This window comes from Escherichia sp. MR (assembly GCF_005280595.1).
GTDB lineage: Bacteria > Pseudomonadota > Gammaproteobacteria > Enterobacterales > Enterobacteriaceae > Escherichia > Escherichia ruysiae.
The window spans coordinates 23,821-43,371 of sequence record NZ_SZVK01000039.1 but is presented as its reverse complement, the minus strand read 5'-3'; the positions used below and the strand labels follow the sequence as shown (position 1 = coordinate 43,371).

Annotated in this window: 14 protein-coding genes and 1 CRISPR repeat array; of the genes, 11 read left to right on the top strand and 3 right to left on the bottom strand. The window is 50.5% G+C overall.

What is annotated here, in order from left to right; genetic code table 11:
- Positions 1–265 precede the first annotated feature (265 nt).
- The gene (gene aqpZ / locus FC814_RS16025; RefSeq protein ID WP_010347562.1) at positions 266–961 is read right to left on the bottom strand and encodes an aquaporin Z; all 696 of its coding nucleotides are present in this window, start codon (positions 959–961) and stop codon (positions 266–268) included.
- Positions 962–1,384: 423 nt separating this feature from the next.
- Between aqpZ and FC814_RS16020 the strand changes: the two genes are divergently transcribed.
- Complete coding sequence (locus tag FC814_RS16020; protein WP_000599824.1) at positions 1,385–3,043, top strand: ATP-dependent endonuclease; 1,659 nt, start codon at positions 1,385–1,387, stop codon at positions 3,041–3,043.
- Here FC814_RS16020 and FC814_RS16015 read toward each other — a convergent pair.
- A complete protein-coding gene (locus tag FC814_RS16015; RefSeq protein ID WP_137326180.1) occupies positions 3,040–3,996 on the bottom strand; it encodes a VirK/YbjX family protein in 957 nt (318 codons plus the stop codon). The two genes, FC814_RS16020 and FC814_RS16015, sit on opposite strands and share 4 nt — an antisense overlap.
- Before the next feature lie 150 nt (positions 3,997–4,146).
- Between FC814_RS16015 and macA the strand changes: the two genes are divergently transcribed.
- A complete protein-coding gene (macA, locus tag FC814_RS16010) occupies positions 4,147–5,262 on the top strand; it encodes a macrolide transporter subunit MacA (protein ID WP_000797455.1) in 1,116 nt (371 codons plus the stop codon).
- A complete protein-coding gene (gene macB, locus FC814_RS16005; protein WP_137326179.1) occupies positions 5,259–7,205 on the top strand; it encodes a macrolide ABC transporter ATP-binding protein/permease MacB in 1,947 nt (648 codons plus the stop codon). The genes macA and macB overlap by 4 nt, the downstream gene beginning before the upstream one ends.
- A 72-nt stretch (positions 7,206–7,277) precedes the next feature.
- Here macB and cspD read toward each other — a convergent pair whose 3' ends face one another.
- A complete protein-coding gene (gene cspD, locus FC814_RS16000; RefSeq protein WP_000410785.1) occupies positions 7,278–7,502 on the bottom strand; it encodes a cold shock-like protein CspD in 225 nt (74 codons plus the stop codon).
- Positions 7,503–7,651: 149 nt separating this feature from the next.
- Here cspD and FC814_RS23245 point away from each other — a divergent pair, with 149 nt between their 5' ends.
- The 8 genes from FC814_RS23245 to csy3 all read left to right on the top strand — a co-directional run bounded on the left by FC814_RS23245 (position 7,652) and on the right by csy3 (position 19,546).
- The gene (locus FC814_RS23245; protein ID WP_212741843.1) at positions 7,652–7,726 is read left to right on the top strand and encodes a hypothetical protein; all 75 of its coding nucleotides are present in this window, start codon (positions 7,652–7,654) and stop codon (positions 7,724–7,726) included.
- A 98-nt stretch (positions 7,727–7,824) separates the two neighbouring features.
- Positions 7,825–8,145: an ATP-dependent Clp protease adapter ClpS gene (gene clpS / locus FC814_RS15995; protein WP_000520781.1), complete on the top strand. Its 321-nt coding sequence runs from the start codon at positions 7,825–7,827 to the stop codon at positions 8,143–8,145.
- 30 nt (positions 8,146–8,175) lie between these two features.
- Complete coding sequence (clpA, locus tag FC814_RS15990) at positions 8,176–10,452, top strand: ATP-dependent Clp protease ATP-binding subunit ClpA (protein ID WP_000934072.1); 2,277 nt, start codon at positions 8,176–8,178, stop codon at positions 10,450–10,452.
- 225 nt (positions 10,453–10,677) lie between these two features.
- Positions 10,678–11,906: a CRISPR direct-repeat array (repeat unit 28 nt; unit sequence GTTCACTGCCGTACAGGCAGCTTAGAAA).
- A 169-nt stretch (positions 11,907–12,075) separates the two neighbouring features.
- Positions 12,076–13,059, top strand: coding sequence for a type I-F CRISPR-associated endonuclease Cas1f (cas1f, locus tag FC814_RS15985; protein ID WP_137326178.1), 984 nt, complete (start codon positions 12,076–12,078; stop codon positions 13,057–13,059).
- A complete protein-coding gene (gene cas3f, locus FC814_RS15980; protein ID WP_137326177.1) occupies positions 13,056–16,289 on the top strand; it encodes a type I-F CRISPR-associated helicase Cas3f in 3,234 nt (1,077 codons plus the stop codon). Before cas1f ends, cas3f begins: the two co-directional genes overlap by 4 nt.
- A gap of 20 nt (positions 16,290–16,309) precedes the next feature.
- Complete coding sequence (gene csy1 / locus FC814_RS15975; protein WP_301546370.1) at positions 16,310–17,614, top strand: type I-F CRISPR-associated protein Csy1; 1,305 nt, start codon at positions 16,310–16,312, stop codon at positions 17,612–17,614.
- A complete protein-coding gene (gene csy2, locus FC814_RS15970; protein ID WP_137326175.1) occupies positions 17,611–18,534 on the top strand; it encodes a type I-F CRISPR-associated protein Csy2 in 924 nt (307 codons plus the stop codon). The genes csy1 and csy2 overlap by 4 nt, the downstream gene beginning before the upstream one ends.
- 10 nt (positions 18,535–18,544) lie before the next feature.
- Complete coding sequence (gene csy3 / locus FC814_RS15965; protein ID WP_137326174.1) at positions 18,545–19,546, top strand: type I-F CRISPR-associated protein Csy3; 1,002 nt, start codon at positions 18,545–18,547, stop codon at positions 19,544–19,546.
- Positions 19,547–19,551 lie beyond the last annotated feature (5 nt).

The following is a 19,551-nucleotide window of genomic DNA, read 5'->3' as shown; positions in this document are numbered from 1 at the left end:
CGCCGGGGGCGGCCAGTCGCCGCCGCCCCCTGCACCCCCGGGCTCTGGCGAACAAAATCGCCGCTGCGCGGTGCCTTCAGCTTATCCCCTTCGGCTACCGGGTCGGGCGCGAGGTAACGTCCCTGTAAGACGCGCCCTCAGCCCACATCCATGTGGGCTGCCCCGGCCTTCGGGGAACGCTTCAGCGATTTTGACGCCACCAACACCCGTGCGGTTTGTAACGTCGAAGATAAAACAATCAGGGCAGATAAAATGCCAATGCTAATTAATCACGTTTTTCCAGCAGAGTACGGTAAATCAGACCACCGATAATACCGCCGACAATTGGCACCACCCAGAAGAACCACAGTTGTTCTAATGCCCAACCGCCCTGGAAGATAGCAACCGCAGTACTGCGCGCCGGGTTAACGGAAGTGTTAGTCACCGGAATACTGATTAAGTGAATCAGTGTTAATGCCAGACCAATGGCAATGGGTGCAAAACCCGCCGGAGCGTATTTGTCGGTTGCACCGTGGATCACCAGCAGGAAACCCGCACTCAGTACCAGTTCAACCACCAGTGCAGAAAGCATGGAATAACCGCCCGGTGAATGCTCGCCATAACCGTTAGAAGCAAAACCGCTGGCTGCCGCGTCAAATCCAGCTTTGCCGCTGGCAATTAAATACAGCAATGCCGCCGCCACAATACCGCCGACAACCTGGGCAATCACATAGCCAACGACTTCTTTTGCCGGGAAACGACCGCCAGCCCATAAACCAATAGTGACTGCCGGGTTAAAATGACCACCAGAAATATGACCGACAGCGAAGGCCATGGTCAGTACGGTCAGACCAAAAGCCAGCGCGACACCAGCAAAACCAATGCCTAATTCCGGGAACGCTGCTGCCAGCACTGCGCTACCGCAGCCACCAAATACAAGCCAGAAAGTACCAAAACATTCAGCTGCTAATTTTCTGAACATATCCACCTCAATTAAAAATTGACCCTGTGAAAAATATGGTCGTTTTATAGGGTCGTCGTAAAAAAGTGACGACAGAAATAATGCGTGGGTATTTTAAAAACGAAGGCGAGTCATTCGCCAGATAAATAAATCCAGTAATTTTGATTTAGGGCAATAGTCAGTTCCCTCATATAGTCATTTGCCTGATTGACATTGTAGTGCAAACAACTGAATTAAGCCTTTGGTGGTAACAAAAATAATTCATAAGCTAATTATTTGATTTCGTTGTTTTTTCGGGGGGATCGTTAAGAGGGTATATAACACAATTATTCGCTCATTTTTCAGTCATTTGCCATGCTTAATTGTGCTGTCATCACGTATTGTCACCGTCTTTCTCGTTATACTGCCGGAGTAGAAGATAAATAACATATTTCTGGAGGGGATATGATTCTTGAGCGCGTTGAAATTGTGGGTTTTCGCGGTATCAACCGTTTATCGTTGATGCTGGAACAAAACAATGTCCTGATTGGGGAGAACGCGTGGGGTAAATCCAGCTTGCTGGACGCTTTAACCCTGCTGTTATCGCCAGAGTCAGATCTCTACCATTTTGAGCGCGACGATTTCTGGTTTCCGACGGGAGATATCAATGGGCGGGAACATCATCTGCATATCATTTTGACCTTCCGCGAATCGCTGCCAGGCCGGCATCGGGTGCGCCGCTATCGTCCGCTGGAAGCGTGCTGGACGCCGTGCGCCGATGGCTATCACCGTATTTTTTATCGCCTGGAAGGGGAGAGTGCGGAAGACGGCAGTGTGATGACACTCCGCAGTTTTCTCGATAAAGACGGACATCCGATTGATGTCGAGGATATTAACGATCAGGCACGCCATCTGGTGCGTTTAATGCCGGTGCTGCGCTTGCGTGATGCCCGTTTTATGCGCCGTATTCGTAGTGGCACGGTGCCAAATGTCCCCAATGTGGAAGTCACCGCACGCCAGCTCGATTTCCTCGCCCGTGAGTTATCCTCGCATCCACAAAATCTCTCTGATGGGCAGATTCGTCAGGGACTTTCGGCAATGGTGCAACTGCTTGAGCATTATTTCTCTGAGCAGGGAGCCGGACAGGCGAGATATCGTTTAATGCGGCGGCGAGCCAGCAATGAGCAACGAAGCTGGCGATATCTGGATATCATCAACCGGATGATTGACCGGCCCGGAGGTCGCTCGTATAGGGTTATTTTGCTCGGCCTGTTTGCCACTTTATTGCAGGCAAAAGGTACATTACGGCTGGATAAAGACGCCCGTCCATTATTGCTGATAGAAGATCCAGAAACCCGTTTACACCCCATTATGCTTTCCGTTGCCTGGCATCTGCTGAATCTTCTGCCATTGCAACGTATTGCTACAACCAACTCTGGCGAGCTGCTTTCGTTAACACCGGTAGAGCATGTTTGCCGTCTAGTGCGTGAATCTTCTCGCGTTGCCGCCTGGCGTCTGGGGCCGAGTGGCTTGAGTACTGAAGATAGCCGACGCATATCCTTTCATATTCGTTTTAATCGTCCGTCATCGCTGTTTGCTCGCTGCTGGTTGCTGGTGGAAGGGGAAACAGAAACCTGGGTTATCAATGAACTGGCGCGCCAGTGTGGACACCATTTCGATGCCGAAGGGATCAAGGTCATTGAATTTGCCCAGTCCGGGCTAAAGCCACTGGTTAAATTTGCCCGGCGAATGGGGATTGAATGGCATGTACTGGTCGATGGCGATGAAGCAGGGAAGAAATATGCCGCTACGGTACGCAGCCTGTTGAATAACGATCGGGAAGCTGAACGAGAACATTTAACGGCGTTACCGGCGCTGGATATGGAACATTTTATGTATCGCCAGGGATTTTCCGATGTGTTCCACCGCGTGGCGCAGATCCCGGAAAATGTGCCGATGAATCTGCGCAAAATTATCTCGAAGGCGATCCATCGCTCTTCCAAACCCGATCTTGCCATTGAAGTGGCAATGGAGGCCGGCCGTCGTGGTGTGGAATCCGTACCGACGCTGCTGAAAAAAATGTTCTCACGCGTGCTGTGGCTGGCGCGCGGTCGGGCAGATTAACCGCGAAACATCGTTGCCATCTGTGGCTGAATGGCGTCGAGCATCTCATAGCGCCGACGGTATTCAGCTCGTTTTTTACTGGCGATTTCGGCAACTTCTTTTCGTGCTATCAGTGCCGGAAGGCGGTAATGGCGTTCAGCATCACATACGCCGCCAACCGATTCCCAGAAAGCGTTGTAATCAGCGTGGATCTTGCCTTCTTTATCGCGATAACGCAGGCTGCGGTAAATATGCGTTTCATTGCTGACGGCAATAATCTGCTCTACCTGCAAACGTTGGGCAAACAGACAGGCCGCTTCCATCACGAGGCGTTTTGGGAATAGCCCGTGGCAGGCTTTCGTCGCATTCTGAATTTCCTGATGCGGAATTTCCCATTTCGCACCTTGCAGTCCACCAATAAACATCGTTCTTTTCCCCTGATATTCACACAGGGTAAAAGTGATCTCTGCCAGAGGAATACCTTCACTGTTGCGGAACAGGATTGTGCTGTCACCTTCTTTATCCATTGAGATCATCATGGTCAGCTCAAGCGTGAACGGCTCACCATTTTTACCTTCCAGCTTCGCCAGTTGCAGGCCGGGGGTATTCAAATATAAGCTGAATTCTTCTGCCGACATACACGCACGCAGCAATGCATAATGGTAACGTAGCGCCTCGAGTAATTGCTTACGGCTAAGATTGGCGGCAAGGTAAGGGCGATGCAGACGAACAGGCAGTCGCGGCTGGCGTGTTAACAGCGTATTGAGATTAGGCCAGTGGGATAGTTCGTTCATCCATTCAACGCTTAAGCGCGGCATAATCAACGAGCGCAGCAAAAATTTCTGACGAAAGCTACGTCGGTGCCAGAATTTACCTGGTCGACACTGTCCGCGTACCAGACTAAGAAAAAGAGACAGGCTGCTGAGAGATTCAGATGGCGTAAAGGACCGTTCAGTTAGCTGCGACATATTCATGAAATCAATGGTTGTACATGACGCCGATTTCACCATTGCGTATCTTAACCAAACATCAATAGTGTGATTACTAACGTAAATTTTAGGGTTTTGTTGATATTTCGTTGAAGTTGATGACCCGGATTGGCATATGGAGTATTCAGAATATTTATGAAAAATCGGAGAACCGTGAAGAAACGTTACGTTATTGCGCTGGTGATAGTCATCGCCGGGCTGATTGCGTTATGGAGAATTCTCAACGCGCCCGTGCCGACTTATCAGACACTGATTGTTCGCCCCGGTGATTTGCAGCAAAGCGTACTGGCGACCGGAAAGCTGGACGCGCTGCGTAAGGTTGACGTGGGCGCGCAGGTTAGCGGTCAGTTGAAAACGCTGTCGGTGGCGATTGGCGATAAAGTTAAAAAAGATCAGCTTTTAGGGGTTATTGATCCTGAGCAGGCTGAAAACCAGATCAAGGAAGTGGAAGCAACACTGATGGAGCTGCGCGCGCAGCGGCAACAGGCGGAAGCGGAGTTGAAACTGGCGCGGGTGACGTATTCACGTCAACAACGTCTGGCGCAAACGCAGGCGGTTTCACAACAGGATCTCGACACCGCCGCGACGGAGATGGCTGTGAAACAGGCGCAAATCGGCACTATTGACGCGCAAATCAAGCGCAATCAGGCCTCTCTCGACACCGCTAAAACCAATCTTGATTACACCCGCATCGTTGCCCCGATGGCTGGGGAAGTCACGCAAATCACCACTCTGCAAGGTCAGACGGTGATTGCCGCACAACAAGCACCGAACATTCTGACGCTGGCGGATATGAGCACCATGCTGGTAAAAGCGCAGGTTTCTGAAGCGGACGTCATCCACCTGAAGCCGGGGCAAAAAGCCTGGTTTACGGTGCTTGGCGATCCGCTGACGCGCTACGAAGGGCAGATTAAAGACGTGCTACCGACGCCGGAAAAGGTTAACGACGCCATTTTCTACTATGCCCGTTTTGAAGTCCCAAACCCCAATGGTTTGCTGCGACTGGATATGACCGCACAGGTTCATATTCAGCTCACCGATGTGAAAAACGTGCTGACGATCCCTCTGTCAGCGTTAGGCGATCCGGTTGGTGATAATCGTTATAAGGTTAAATTGTTGCGTAATGGTGAAACACGCGAGCGTGAAGTGACGATTGGCGCACGTAACGATACCGATGTTGAGATTGTCAAAGGGCTGGAAGCGGGCGATGAAGTGGTGATTGGTGAGGCCAAGCCAGGAGCTGCGCAATGACGCCTTTGCTCGAATTGAAGGATATTCGCCGCAGCTATCCCGCTGGGGATGAGCAGGTCGAGGTGCTGAAGGGCATCAGCCTTGATATTTATGCCGGTGAGATGGTGGCGATTGTCGGCGCTTCGGGTTCTGGTAAATCGACCCTGATGAATATTCTCGGCTGCCTGGATAAAGCCACCAGCGGCACCTATCGCGTTGCCGGTCAGGATGTTGCCACACTGGACGCCGATGCGCTGGCGCAACTGCGCCGCGAGCATTTTGGCTTTATTTTCCAGCGTTACCATTTGCTTTCGCATTTAACCGCCGAGCAGAACGTTGAAGTACCCGCCGTCTATGCCGGTCTTGAGAGGAAACAGCGACTGCTACGCGCCCAGGAGTTACTGCAACGACTGGGGCTGGAAGACCGCACAGAATATTACCCTGCGCAGCTTTCCGGCGGTCAGCAACAGCGCGTCAGTATCGCGCGGGCATTGATGAACGGCGGGCAGGTGATCCTTGCCGATGAACCGACCGGCGCACTGGACAGCCATTCTGGCGAAGAGGTCATGGCGATCCTGCATCAGTTACGCGATCGCGGGCACACGGTGATTATTGTCACCCACGATCCGCAGGTCGCTGCTCAGGCCGAGCGGGTGATCGAAATTCGCGACGGCGAAATCGTGCGCAATCCGCCCGCTATTGAAAAGGAGAATGTTGCTGGCGGGACGGAGCCTGTAGTCAAAACGGCGTCTGGCTGGCGGCAGTTTGTCAGCGGTTTTAACGAGGCGCTGACGATGGCGTGGCGGGCGCTGGCAGCGAATAAAATGCGTACTATACTGACCATGCTGGGGATTATTATCGGTATTGCGTCGGTGGTTTCTATTGTCGTGGTGGGCGACGCCGCCAAACAAATGGTGCTGGCGGATATTCGTTCTATTGGTACGAATACTATTGATGTCTATCCCGGGAAAGATTTTGGCGATGACGATCCGCAATATCAACAGGCGCTTAAATACGACGACTTAATCGCTATTCAAAAACAACCGTGGGTCGCCTCTGCCACCCCCGCTGTCTCGCAAAACCTGCGCCTGCGTTATAACAATGTTGATGTAGCTGCCAGTGCCAATGGCGTGAGCGGCGATTATTTCAATGTCTATGGCATGACCTTCAGCGAAGGCAACACCTTTAATCAGGAGCAACTCAACGGTCGCGCGCAGGTCGTCGTTCTCGACAGTAATACCCGCCGTCAGCTTTTCCCGCATAAAGCGGATGTGGTTGGCGAGGTGATTCTGGTTGGTAATATGCCAGCGAGGGTCATCGGCGTAGCGGAAGAAAAACAGTCGATGTTTGGTAGCAGTAAAGTGCTGCGCGTGTGGTTGCCTTACAGCACGATGTCCGGGCGAGTTATGGGACAGTCGTGGCTTAACTCAATTACCGTAAGAGTGAAAGAAGGCTTTGACAGCGCCGAGGCGGAACAGCAACTGACGCGTTTGTTGTCGCTGCGTCACGGCAAAAAGGATTTCTTCACCTGGAACATGGACGGCGTCTTGAAAACCGTCGAAAAGACCACACGTACTTTACAACTGTTTCTGACGCTGGTGGCGGTGATTTCGCTGGTGGTTGGAGGCATTGGTGTAATGAACATTATGCTGGTGTCAGTGACCGAGCGAACGCGGGAAATTGGCATTCGCATGGCTGTGGGTGCGCGAGCCAGCGATGTACTGCAACAGTTTCTGATCGAAGCCGTGCTGGTTTGTCTGGTGGGTGGCGCGTTAGGGATCTCTCTTTCGCTGTTAATCGCTTTCACCTTGCAGCTTTTTTTACCCGGCTGGGAAATTGGCTTTTCTCCGTTGGCGCTGCTGCTGGCGTTTCTTTGCTCGACCATTACCGGGATTTTATTCGGCTGGCTGCCTGCGAGAAATGCGGCACGGCTGGATCCAGTGGATGCTCTGGCGCGAGAGTAGTATTTGAGATAAAAATGCCAGCCGATCGGGCTGGCATTTTGCCTGTAGGATGTACACAATGAGACAGAAGAGCTATGCGACTGCCGCTTCTACTTCGACGGGCACAATAACACTGGCATGATTGCCTTTTGGCCCCTGGTGGACATCAAACTGAACGGATTGCCCAGCTTTTAGCGTTCTGTAACCATCCATCTGGATGGTGGAATAATGAGCGAAAATATCTTCGCCGCCGCCTTCAGGGCAGATGAAACCAAACCCTTTGGCATTGTTGAACCACTTAACAGTACCCTTTTCCATGCTTCGACATCCTTCGCAAATCTTATACAAGTAAGATGGAATAAACCGGGGTCAGAGAGGGGGCAGTTCAAAACCTCGCCAACTCTAGAAATACAATTTAGAGAAATAGGGCGAGTCGTCAAGCGTTTGACAGGGGCCAGGGGGTAGGTATGCATCAAAAATTTGAAGCAGTTAACGCTATTGACAGTAATGTGACTGATGTCGCTGATGCCAACGATAGATGATACTTATCTATTATGTGGAGTAGATTGGTCAGGCAAATAAGCTCTTGTCAGCGGCAGAGCGTTCTGCCGATAACCGTAACCGAAGATGATAACTGACAATGGGTAAAACGAACGACTGGCTGGACTTTGATCAACTGGCGGAAGAAAAAGTGCGTGACGCGCTAAAACCGCCATCTATGTATAAAGTGATATTAGTCAATGATGATTACACTCCGATGGAGTTTGTTATTGACGTGTTACAAAAATTCTTTTCTTATGATGTAGAACGTGCAACGCAATTGATGCTCGCTGTTCACTACCAGGGGAAGGCCATTTGCGGAGTCTTTACCGCCGAGGTTGCAGAAACCAAAGTGGCGATGGTGAACAAGTACGCGAGGGAGAACGAGCATCCATTGCTGTGTACGCTGGAAAAAGCCTGAATGCAGGCATAAAAATTGGGGGAGGTGCCTATGCTCAATCAAGAACTGGAACTCAGTTTAAACATGGCTTTCGCCAGAGCGCGCGAGCACCGTCATGAGTTTATGACCGTCGAGCACTTGTTACTGGCATTGCTCAGTAATCCGTCTGCTCGGGAGGCGCTGGAAGCATGTTCCGTGGATCTGGTGGCGCTCCGTCAGGAACTGGAAGCCTTTATTGAACAAACCACACCCGTTCTGCCTGCCAGTGAAGAGGAGCGCGACACACAGCCGACGCTGAGTTTTCAGCGTGTACTGCAACGTGCGGTCTTCCATGTTCAGTCCTCCGGTCGCAGTGAGGTTACCGGTGCGAATGTTCTGGTTGCTATCTTTAGCGAACAGGAGTCACAGGCGGCGTATCTGTTGCGCAAACATGAAGTCAGCCGTCTCGATGTGGTGAACTTTATTTCTCATGGCACGCGTAAAGACGAGCCATCTCAGTCTTCTGAACCAGGAAACCAGCCGAGCAGTGAAGAACAAGCTGGTGGGGAGGACCGTATGGAGAATTTCACGACTAACCTGAACCAGCTTGCACGCGTGGGAGGAATCGACCCGCTGATTGGTCGTGAGAAGGAACTGGAGCGCGCCATTCAGGTTCTCTGTCGCCGCCGTAAAAACAACCCGCTGCTGGTCGGGGAGTCTGGCGTCGGTAAAACCGCCATTGCGGAAGGTCTTGCCTGGCGTATTGTTCAGGGCGATGTACCGGAAGTGATGGCTGACTGTACGATTTACTCCCTCGATATCGGTTCTCTGTTAGCGGGCACCAAATATCGCGGCGACTTTGAAAAACGTTTCAAAGCATTGCTTAAACAACTTGAGCAGGATACAAACAGCATCCTGTTTATTGATGAGATCCACACCATCATCGGCGCAGGTGCAGCCTCTGGCGGTCAGGTGGATGCAGCTAACCTGATCAAACCGTTGCTCTCCAGCGGTAAAATTCGCGTAATTGGTTCGACAACCTATCAGGAGTTCAGCAACATTTTCGAGAAAGACCGTGCTTTGGCGCGTCGCTTCCAGAAAATTGATATTACTGAACCGTCGATCGAAGAAACTGTTCAAATCATCAACGGCCTGAAACCGAAGTACGAAGCGCACCACGACGTGCGTTATACCGCGAAAGCGGTGCGTGCGGCGGTAGAGCTGGCGGTGAAATACATAAACGATCGTCATCTGCCGGATAAAGCGATTGACGTTATCGACGAAGCGGGCGCTCGCGCACGCCTGATGCCGGTAAGCAAGCGCAAGAAAACGGTCAATGTGGCGGATATTGAGTCCGTGGTAGCCCGTATTGCGCGTATTCCAGAGAAGAGCGTTTCTCAGAGTGACCGCGATACGCTGAGAAACCTCGGTGATCGCCTGAAAATGCTGGTCTTCGGTCAGGATAAAGCCATTGAGGCGCTGACTGAGGCTATCAAGATGGCGCGTGCGGGTTTAGGCCACGAACATAAACCGGTCGGTTCGTTCCTGTTTGCTGGTCCAACTGGGGTCGGGAAAACCGAGGTGACGGTACAGCTTTCCAAAGCCCTGGGCATTGAGCTTTTACGCTTTGATATGTCCGAGTATATGGAGCGTCATACCGTCAGCCGCCTGATTGGTGCACCTCCGGGATACGTTGGTTTTGATCAGGGTGGTCTGCTGACCGATGCGGTGATCAAACATCCGCACGCGGTGCTGCTGCTGGACGAAATCGAGAAAGCGCATCCGGACGTATTCAACATTCTGTTGCAGGTGATGGACAATGGCACGCTGACCGATAACAACGGACGCAAGGCAGATTTCCGTAACGTGGTGCTGGTGATGACCACCAACGCCGGGGTACGTGAAACCGAGCGCAAATCTATTGGCCTTATCCACCAGGATAACAGCACCGATGCGATGGAAGAGATCAAGAAGATCTTTACGCCAGAGTTCCGTAACCGTCTCGACAACATTATCTGGTTCGATCATCTGTCAACCGACGTAATCCATCAGGTGGTGGATAAATTCATCGTCGAGTTGCAGGTTCAGCTGGATCAAAAAGGAGTTTCTCTGGAAGTGAGTCAGGAAGCACGTAACTGGCTGGCCGAGAAAGGTTACGACCGGGCAATGGGTGCACGTCCGATGGCTCGCGTCATTCAGGACAACCTGAAAAAACCGCTCGCTAACGAACTGCTGTTTGGCTCGCTGGTGGACGGCGGCCAGGTCACTGTTGCACTGGATAAAGAGAAAAATGAGCTGACCTACGGGTTCCAGAGTGCGCAAAAGCACAAGGCGGAAGCAGCGCATTAATCTGATGGTGTAAAGCCTTTTAAGTAGGTTGATAAAGTCCGTAATCCTGTATGGGGTTACGGACTTTTTTGTTTGTGAGGTGAGGGCGGTTGTAACCCTAATTTTTATGGTTGCTGTAACTTATTGATAATTAACGCTGCTGGAAGGCAAGGATAAAAAAGGGTGGCAGCAGGGAAATTGGATAGTTTTACTTTATTAACAACGGGCTAAACGTGTAGTATTTGAGTTCACTGCCGTACAGGCAGCTTAGAAAGGATAACGTCGTTGCCTTGCAGCGCGATATATGTTCACTGCCGTACAGGCAGCTTAGAAACACGCAATAACGAATAGCCATCTCGAAAAGATGGTTCACTGCCGTACAGGCAGCTTAGAAAGTCACTGAGGGCCGCGTGATTAGCGCCGAGCGTGTTCACTGCCGTACAGGCAGCTTAGAAATGGTGTACCTGCCGCATCGAGAGTCACATATCGTTCACTGCCGTACAGGCAGCTTAGAAAAAAATACAGAAAAGTAAATGTGCAAAAAGTGTTCACTGCCGTACAGGCAGCTTAGAAAGATAAGCGGCCGGGAATGAGTTCCGTGCAACTGTTCACTGCCGTACAGGCAGCTTAGAAAGCTACGCCGAAGACCCGACAACTGAAATCCTTGTTCACTGCCGTACAGGCAGCTTAGAAAGTGACCGTCAAACAAGGGGCAATGTCGATCATGTTCACTGCCGTACAGGCAGCTTAGAAAGTCCCACAGTTCGAAACCCACGTTTGCTGTTACGTTCACTGCCGTACAGGCAGCCTAGAAAGTACTGGCGGGTAAATCTGTTACAGCAATCCCGTTCACTGCCGTACAGGCAGCTTAGAAATTGCGGGAGTCTTCGTAATCGTTACACGCCGCGTTCACTGCCGTACAGGCAGCTTAGAAATTTGCGCTCAGTAAATGTCATGGGTTCGTTATGTTCACTGCCGTACAGGCAGCTTAGAAATGCTGTGCCGCTTTGTCAGCCGCCGCTTTTTCGTTCACTGCCGTACAGGCAGCTTAGAAAGCTATGTCGGCATCAGCACTGGCAAAAAGACCGTTCACTGCCGTACAGGCAGCTTAGAAAGTGCAATCCGTGCCAGTTCTTCCGCTTCTTCGGTTCACTGCCGTACAGGCAGCTTAGAAAGATTGAATATCTGCGAGATCAACGGTGGTTGCGTTCACTGCCGTACAGGCAGCTTAGAAAGCTCTGGCTACCGGCGGTTGCAGGTCTGGCTCGTTCACTGCCGTACAGGCAGCTTAGAAAGAATGCCGCGCTGCGTTTTTCGTCCAGTGTGCGTTCACTGCCGTACAGGCAGCTTAGAAATCATTAATCGCTCGCGAACGCGCGCTAATGAGGTTCACTGCCGTACAGGCAGCTTAGAAAAGACACTCTCTGGTGGAGAGAAGCGGAAGATTGTTCACTGCCGTACAGGCAGTTTCACAATACGTAATGGTAGACGTTTGGTCATATCATGATGCTCTCAACGTCAAAACATTAGCCTTAGCACACAATAACAATTGTAATAATTGCGACAGAAATCAATTTCCTGCACAGAAATCAATGTTGTACTAATCCTAACGCCTTAAAACAAAAATAATCACAGGATGTGTTTATGTCTTCAAATTACCTTACTCCTTCTGACCTCAAAACTATTCTCCACTCCAAACGCGCCAATATTTATTATCTGGAAAAATGCCGGGTGCAGGTGAATGGTGGGCGAGTGGAATATGTTACCAGTGAAGGTAAGGAGTCGTACTACTGGAATATCCCTATTGCGAATACCACGGCGTTGATGTTGGGGATGGGAACTTCCGTTACCCAGGCGGCGATGCGTGAATTTGCCCATGCGGGGGTGATGGTAGGATTTTGTGGTACGGATGGCACACCGCTTTACTCCGCCAATGAAGTAGATGTTGATGTCTCCTGGCTCAGCCCACAAAGCGAATATCGTCCTACCGAGTACCTTCAGCAATGGGTTTCTTTCTGGTTTATTGAAGACAAACGACTTGCCGCCGCGAAACGTTTTCAGTTAATCCGCCTGACACATATTGATAAGCACTGGACCAGCGCGAAAATGCAGCGTGAACACGCATTTCAACCTGATACCAGCGTGCTCCAGACCTTGATAAATCGTACTCGCGAAGAAATAGACGCGGCAGAAAACCATACGCAGCTTATGCTCGTAGAAGCCAAAATGACCAGGGCGTTATACAAAATGGTCAGTCAAACAGTGGGCTATGGCAATTTCACCCGCGCAAAACGGGGCGGTGGGATTGATATGGCCAACCGTTTCCTCGATCAAGGGAATTATCTGGCCTATGGCCTGGCGGCAGTGGCGGCGTGGGTAACAGGTATTCCCCACGGTTTAGCGGTAATGCACGGTAAAACACGTCGCGGTGGGCTTGTTTTTGACCTTGCCGATCTGATTAAAGATGCCCTTGTTATGCCACAAGCATTTATCGCCGCAATGGCGGGAGAGAATGCTCAGGAGTTTCGTCAACGCTGCATCAATATCTTTCAACAAGCGGATGCGCTGGATGTCATGATCACCTCTCTGCAGGAAACGGCTCAGGCACTGGCTAAGGGTGACCAATGAACGTCCTGATTATTTCGCGATGCACAAAAAATGCTCGTGTTGAGAGTTGCCGTATTATTGATCAGTTTGCCGAACGCACAGGTGATGCCGCATGGCAAACGGTGATTACTCAGGAAGGTGTTAACACTTTACGCCGTTTACTGCGCAAAACGGCAAGACGAAACACAGCGGTTGCTTGTCACTGGCTGAAGAAGAATGGGCAAACGGAGCTGATGTGGATTGTCGGCAATATTCGTCGCTTTAATGCTCAAGGCCGCGTTCCCACAAATCGAACAACGCAAACCAGCCTGGTGAACAAAGAAGAACATCGCTGGCAGTGCGCGGAAAGCATTGCGCTGCTGGCGGCTATTGCTGGGTTATTTCATGATTTTGGTAAAGCAGGACGCAGCTTTCAGCAAAGCCTGACCAAAAAGAGTGCACGAAGTTATCAACCTTACCGGCATGAGTGGATTTCGCTGCGGCTTTTTCAGGCTTTTGTCGGTAAGCAGTCAGATGATGTGTGGCTGGAAAAACTTGGGGAATTAACGGCAGATGATGAAACCGCGATTCTTGAGCGCCTGCAAAAGGACACGCCTCATTTTTCCAATAGTCCATTCAGTTCGCTGCAACCACTCGCCAAAACGGTAGGCTGGTTGATCCTTTCCCATCATCGAATGCCGGAGAATCTTTCGCCACAACCGGAACAATCATGCAAAGGCTGTGAAAGTTGGCTGGAGAAGCAACTCAATGCTGACTGGAATGCCGTTAACCACCGTAAGAATGACTGGTCACCTCATGATTTCGAGCAAGTCTGGCAGTTTCCGTCAGGAACGCCGCTTCAAAGCGCGAGCTGGCGAGAAAAAGCGCGTCAGATTGCCCGTCGGGCGCGTAACGCAGTCGCTTTAAAGGAGTGGGGGCTGATGGAGCAACTGTTTCCATTACATATGGCGCGTTTTTGCCTGATGCTTGCCGATCACTACTATTCATCTAACGACGCGCAGCAAAAATGGCAAGATCCGAATTATATCGTCTGGGCAAATAGCGATCGGCAGAGCGGCACGCTCAAACAACGGGTAGATGAGCATCTTGTGGGCGTCGCGCATCATGCGTATTTGCTTGGGCGGCAACTGATGCACACACGGGCATCGCTTCCGGCAATTGCCCGACATAAAGGTTTTAACCAGCGAGCTACAGATGCGAAATATCGCTGGCAGGACAAAGCCTGGGATGTGGCGCGTGCGTTACGTGAACGCAGTCGGGAAGATGGTTTTTTCGGTGTCAATATGGCCTCGACGGGGTGCGGTAAAACCTTTGCTAACGCCCGCATTATGTATGCGCTTGCTGATGAGCGTGAAGGGTGTCGTTTTACCATCGCATTGGGATTACGTACGCTGACTTTACAAACGGGTGATGCTCTGCGCAGCCGGCTTGGACTCGGTGAGGATGAGCTGGCTGTACTGATTGGTTCGGCGGCAGTCAAACAACTCTGGCAGCAGGAAAAAACAGACAATGATTGTGGAAGTGCTTCGCAAGAGTCGCTGGCAGAGGAGCAACAGTTTGTTAAATACGAAGGCAGTCTTCATACCGGGGCGCTGGAAAAATGGTTGAAGGATGACAGCAAACTTAAGGAGTTAGTAAGCGCACCGATTCTGGTAGCAACGATTGATCATCTTATTTCCGCGACCGAAGGTGTGCGTGGCGGGAAACAGCTTCCGGCGATGTTGCGTCTGTTAACCAGTGATTTAGTGCTCGATGAACCTGACGATTTTGATATTGCCGATCTCTATGCAGTATGTCGTCTGATGAACTGGGCCGGAATGTTGGGAACGCGGGTATTACTTTCTTCCGCGACGTTGCCGCCAGATTTGATTCAGGCTCTGTTCGCGGCTTATCTTGCCGGGCGCAAAATGTGGCAGGCGTCATGCGGTACGAACGGCAGACCCGTCAATATCTGCTGTGCCTGGTTTGATGAAAAAGATGCCGATGCCACACAAATTGGTGATGGCGCTACTTTTCGTGAGACGCACAAAAAGTTTGTTGCGCGACGAGCGTTAATGTTGGCTGAAAAAGAACGACTGCATTTCGGGCGTATAGCTTCGATTTCATCCCCATCAAGCGCGATTCAGGATGTTATCGAAAGCGTGGCTCAGACGGTACATGAGCAAATGCTGAAGTTGCATCAGGCGCATCGCCAGCAACACGAAAGCGGCAAAACTGTTTCGCTGGGTCTGGTGCGCTTCGCCAATATTAATTCTCTGGTCGCGGTGGCCAAAGCTCTGATTACCATTCCTTCACCAGAAGATGTCTGCATTCATTATTGCGTTTACCACTCCCGACATCCGCTGGCGGTACGTTCAAATATTGAGAAGCGGCTGGATCGCGCTTTTACTCGTCATAGAGAAGATGATTTCTGGAAAAACGAGGATATCGCTGAAGCCTTACATAAAAGTCCGGAATCGCACCATATTTTTGTGGTGTTGGGCACATCGGTTATAGAAGTGGGGCGTGACTGGGATGCGGACTGGGGAATTATTGAACCGAGTTCTATGCGTTCGATTATTCAATTTGCCGGACGTATTCAACGCCACCGCAGAAATGTGCCAACCAGTGAGAATCTGGTTATTTTTTGGAGCAATATCAAAGCATTGCAGAAAAAATGCCCCGCATTTTGTAAACCGGGTTTCGAAACAAAAGATCGCGTGCTGAATAGCCATGATATTTGCGAGCTGATACCACTCACGGACTACCGGACGATTAATGCCTTACCACGGATCTTACCTGCCAATAATGAAAATAAACTGGCGGAACTTGAGCATAGTCGTTTATTCACCGAGTTGATGAGTAGTAAAAGCAAACATGTGGTAGCTGCGCAATGGTGGCGCGCACCGCTAAGCTGGAACGGCTGGATGCAGCGCCAGACGCCTTTTCGTTATTCGTCGTTACCGGAAGCGGTGTTTTTTCTGCATATGGATGACGAAGAAAGTAAAGCGAGTTTCTATTCCCGCATGGGCGACAACGAGCGTAAAGAGCAGGGGAATTTCAAACGAGAAGAAGTGATATGCGCCAGCGGCGTTGCTTGCTGGGGCATGATGGATTACCAACAAGTTTTGTTGGATCTGGCTGTTGAGCACAGTTGTGAGATTAATCGTGTCGGAGAAAGGTTTGCTGAAGTGAGAGTACCCGTCTGTGACGAAGATGTGCTCAACGGCTGGCATTATCACCCATGGTTAGGGGTGTTTCGCGCCCCGTGAAGGGGCAAGGAGGGAATCGTTTGAACAACAATTTAGTAGATTTTATAACTGACTACATCGCTTCGCGAAGGCAACCCAAAATCGATGCCTTTGAAAAAGAAGCAGCAAAGAGGCTAGAGCAGGGCGATGATGCCAGCGCCATCGCTCAGGAACGGCAGGAACTTGAAGCACGCTACCTGCCACGTAACTGGTTAACGGATGCGGCGAAGCGTGCCGGGCAAATTAAGTTAGTCACTCATGGTGCTAAATTTAGTCATGGTGATTCTAAAGCCAGCAGCTTTTATCTGGACACCTCCGCTAACGAAAGCTATTTAAACACAGCATCGTTGGCGAAAGTCGCCACTGACGCCATTGGTAACGCCGCCGCACTGGACGTTGCAAAACTGCTACAAACCGATGTCAATGGAGATTCATTGCTTGCCAGTCTTAAGCGTGGCGATTATCAGGCATTAAGCACGTTTGCAGAGGATGAAGCTCAACTGGCGCAGTGGATTGCAGGGTTTCGTCAGGCATGGACACTTGCTCAGCCTGTCAGCCATAAACTGGCAAAACAAATCTATTTCCCTGTCGATGATGGCTATCACCTTTTATGCCCTCTGTTTTCCAGTTCACTGGCGCAGGCGATGCATGAAAAACTAATTGCCGTGCGTTTTAGCGAGGAATCGAAAGCCATTCGCGATGCCCGCAAGGCGGGTAAATGGCACTCACAGCCAGATATTCGTTTCCCTAATCTTGCCGAAATGCATTTTGGCGGCACAAAACCGCAGAATATTTCTCTGCTCAACAGTGTTCGTGGTGGTCGTATCTGGTTGTTGCCATCAATGCCCCCCACCTGGACGACGCAGGAGCGCGCACCACAAAACATGCGCGGTATTTTTGCCTTACGCGGTGATTTCAATCGCTCAGCTTCGGGCACTATCGCCCGGATGACCTACTTACTGAAAGTTGACATAAACAATGTTCATATTCGTACTGCGCGCGCGAAATATATTGATGAGTTGATAGATTTGCTTTTCATGCAGGCATCCTCTTTTCAGCAAGAAAAATGGCAGGGGTGGTCAGCACAATCACCAGAATTACCTCGTCACCAGCAGCTTTGGCTGGACCCGTGGCGAAGCTTGTCAGATGAGGCTTTCAAACTGGAGCGTGAGAAAAACGACTGGCAGAGGATAGTCGCTGATGACTTCGTGCGCTGGCTGAACTATCGCCTGAAAAAAGCAAGTTTCGATGTGGGGGCTGTCGAGCAAAGAGAGTGGCGTAGTCAGTCCCTGTTCACTCAACGGATGCGTGAAATGGAAACTGTTTTGCAGGAGGCACTGAAATGAGTTATCTGCTCTTGTTACCCCATATACGCATAGAAAACGCTAACGCCGTCTCCGGGTTGACCTGGGGATTCCCGGCGATGACCCATTTTCTCGGCTATGTTCATGCGCTTTCTCGCAAAGTCGTGGATGAATTTGGCGTAAGTTTTGCCGGTTGCGGGGTAGTAAGCCATGAACAGCATATTCAGGCGTACAGTTCCGGGCGCGATTTTCAGTTCGCTCTCACCCGTAACCCATTAACCAAAGAAGGTAAAACTGCCTCGTTCAATGAAGAGGGGCGTATGCACCTGACGGTTTCTCTACTTGTTGAATGTAATGGCGAAATTACTAATGGTGAATACGGTAGAAAAGCCCTGTGTGACCATCTGAAAATGCTTTGCCAGAGCCATAAACTGGCGGGTGGCAGCATTGTCAGTATGCGCGATCCGCAGCTTTTTTATGCACCAGAAGATGAAAAGCAACTGCGTAAAATCATCTGGCGTTTAATGCCGGGTTACGCGCTTTACGATCGCAGCGAATGGCTGGCTGAACATCACCAACAACATCCTGACATATCGTTGCTTGATGCCTGGCTCGATTTCGCCGCCATTAAATATCAGGCCGAATCCCCGGCTGAAGACAATACCGCACAATGGACATACCAGCCGAAGCCAATGCCCGGTTTCCTCGTGCCATTAATGTGTGGTTACCAACGTATTTCTCCTGTGTACGCCTCTGGTGAAGTTGAAAATGCGCGCGACACCGTGACGCCATTTGCTTTTGCCGAAGCCGTTTATGGGATTGGTGAATGGCGCGGATTACATCGCATTACTGACCTGCAACCGCTGATGTGGCGCTACCGTACAACGGACACTGGATACTATTGCTCGGCAATACCACTCGTTGACGACCCTATAACTCATGAAGATGACGATTCAGAATAAGGACATAATTATGGCAAAGGCTCCTGTAGCAATAAAAACAGCATCGGTACTGGCATTTGAACGCAAACTGGCAACCTCTGATGCGGTGATGTATGCCGGTAACTGGCAAGGAAATGAATGGCAACCTATTGAGATTCAGGAGAAAGCCGTTCGCGGAACCATCTCTAATCGCCTGAAAAATACGATTGCCAGCGACCCCACCAAACTGGATGCTGAAATCCAAAAAGCCAACCTACAACGGGTGGATGTGGCTTCGCTTCCGGTAGATGCAGATACGCTAAAAGTGGTGTTTACGCTGCGAGTGCTGGGTAATTTATCTTCACCTTCAGTATGTAATGATATGGCCTATCAGGAGGCGCTTTCTGAGGTCATTGAAGGTTACATCAGCGAGCATGGCTTTAAAGAGCTGGCGTTACGCTATGCGCTGAATCTGGCAAATGGTCGTTTTTTGTGGCGCAACCGCATTGGTGCTGAGCAGATCCTGGTGAAAGTTACTGCGAATGATACTTCATGGACTTTTAACAGCCATGACTTCTCTTTACGTCAATTTGGTCAAGGCCAGAGTAGCGTCACAGAACTGGCGGCAACGATTGAACAAGGGTTAAGCGGAAAAGAGTGGGTCATGCTTACGGTTGAGACACAGGTTCGCCTCGGTGCCGGGCAAGAAGTCTTCCCATCACAGGAACTGGTGCTCGACAGTAACAGTAGCAAAAGTCGTGTGTTGTACCAGGTTGCAGGCATTGCCGGTATTCACTCCCAAAAAATTGGCAACGCTTTACGTACCATTGATACCTGGCATCCGAAGGTTGATGAGTTGGGAGCTATCGCTGTGGAACCTTATGGTTCTGTAACCAGTCGCGGTGTCGCTTGTCGTCAGCCAAAAGAAAAACTCGATTTTTATACCTTACTGGATAATTTGGTGACTAAAGGCGTCAAACCGGAAGTTGATCAGCAGCACTACGTGATGGCTGTCTTGATTCGTGGTGGTGTTTTTGGTGAGAAAGCGGAATAAGGAGC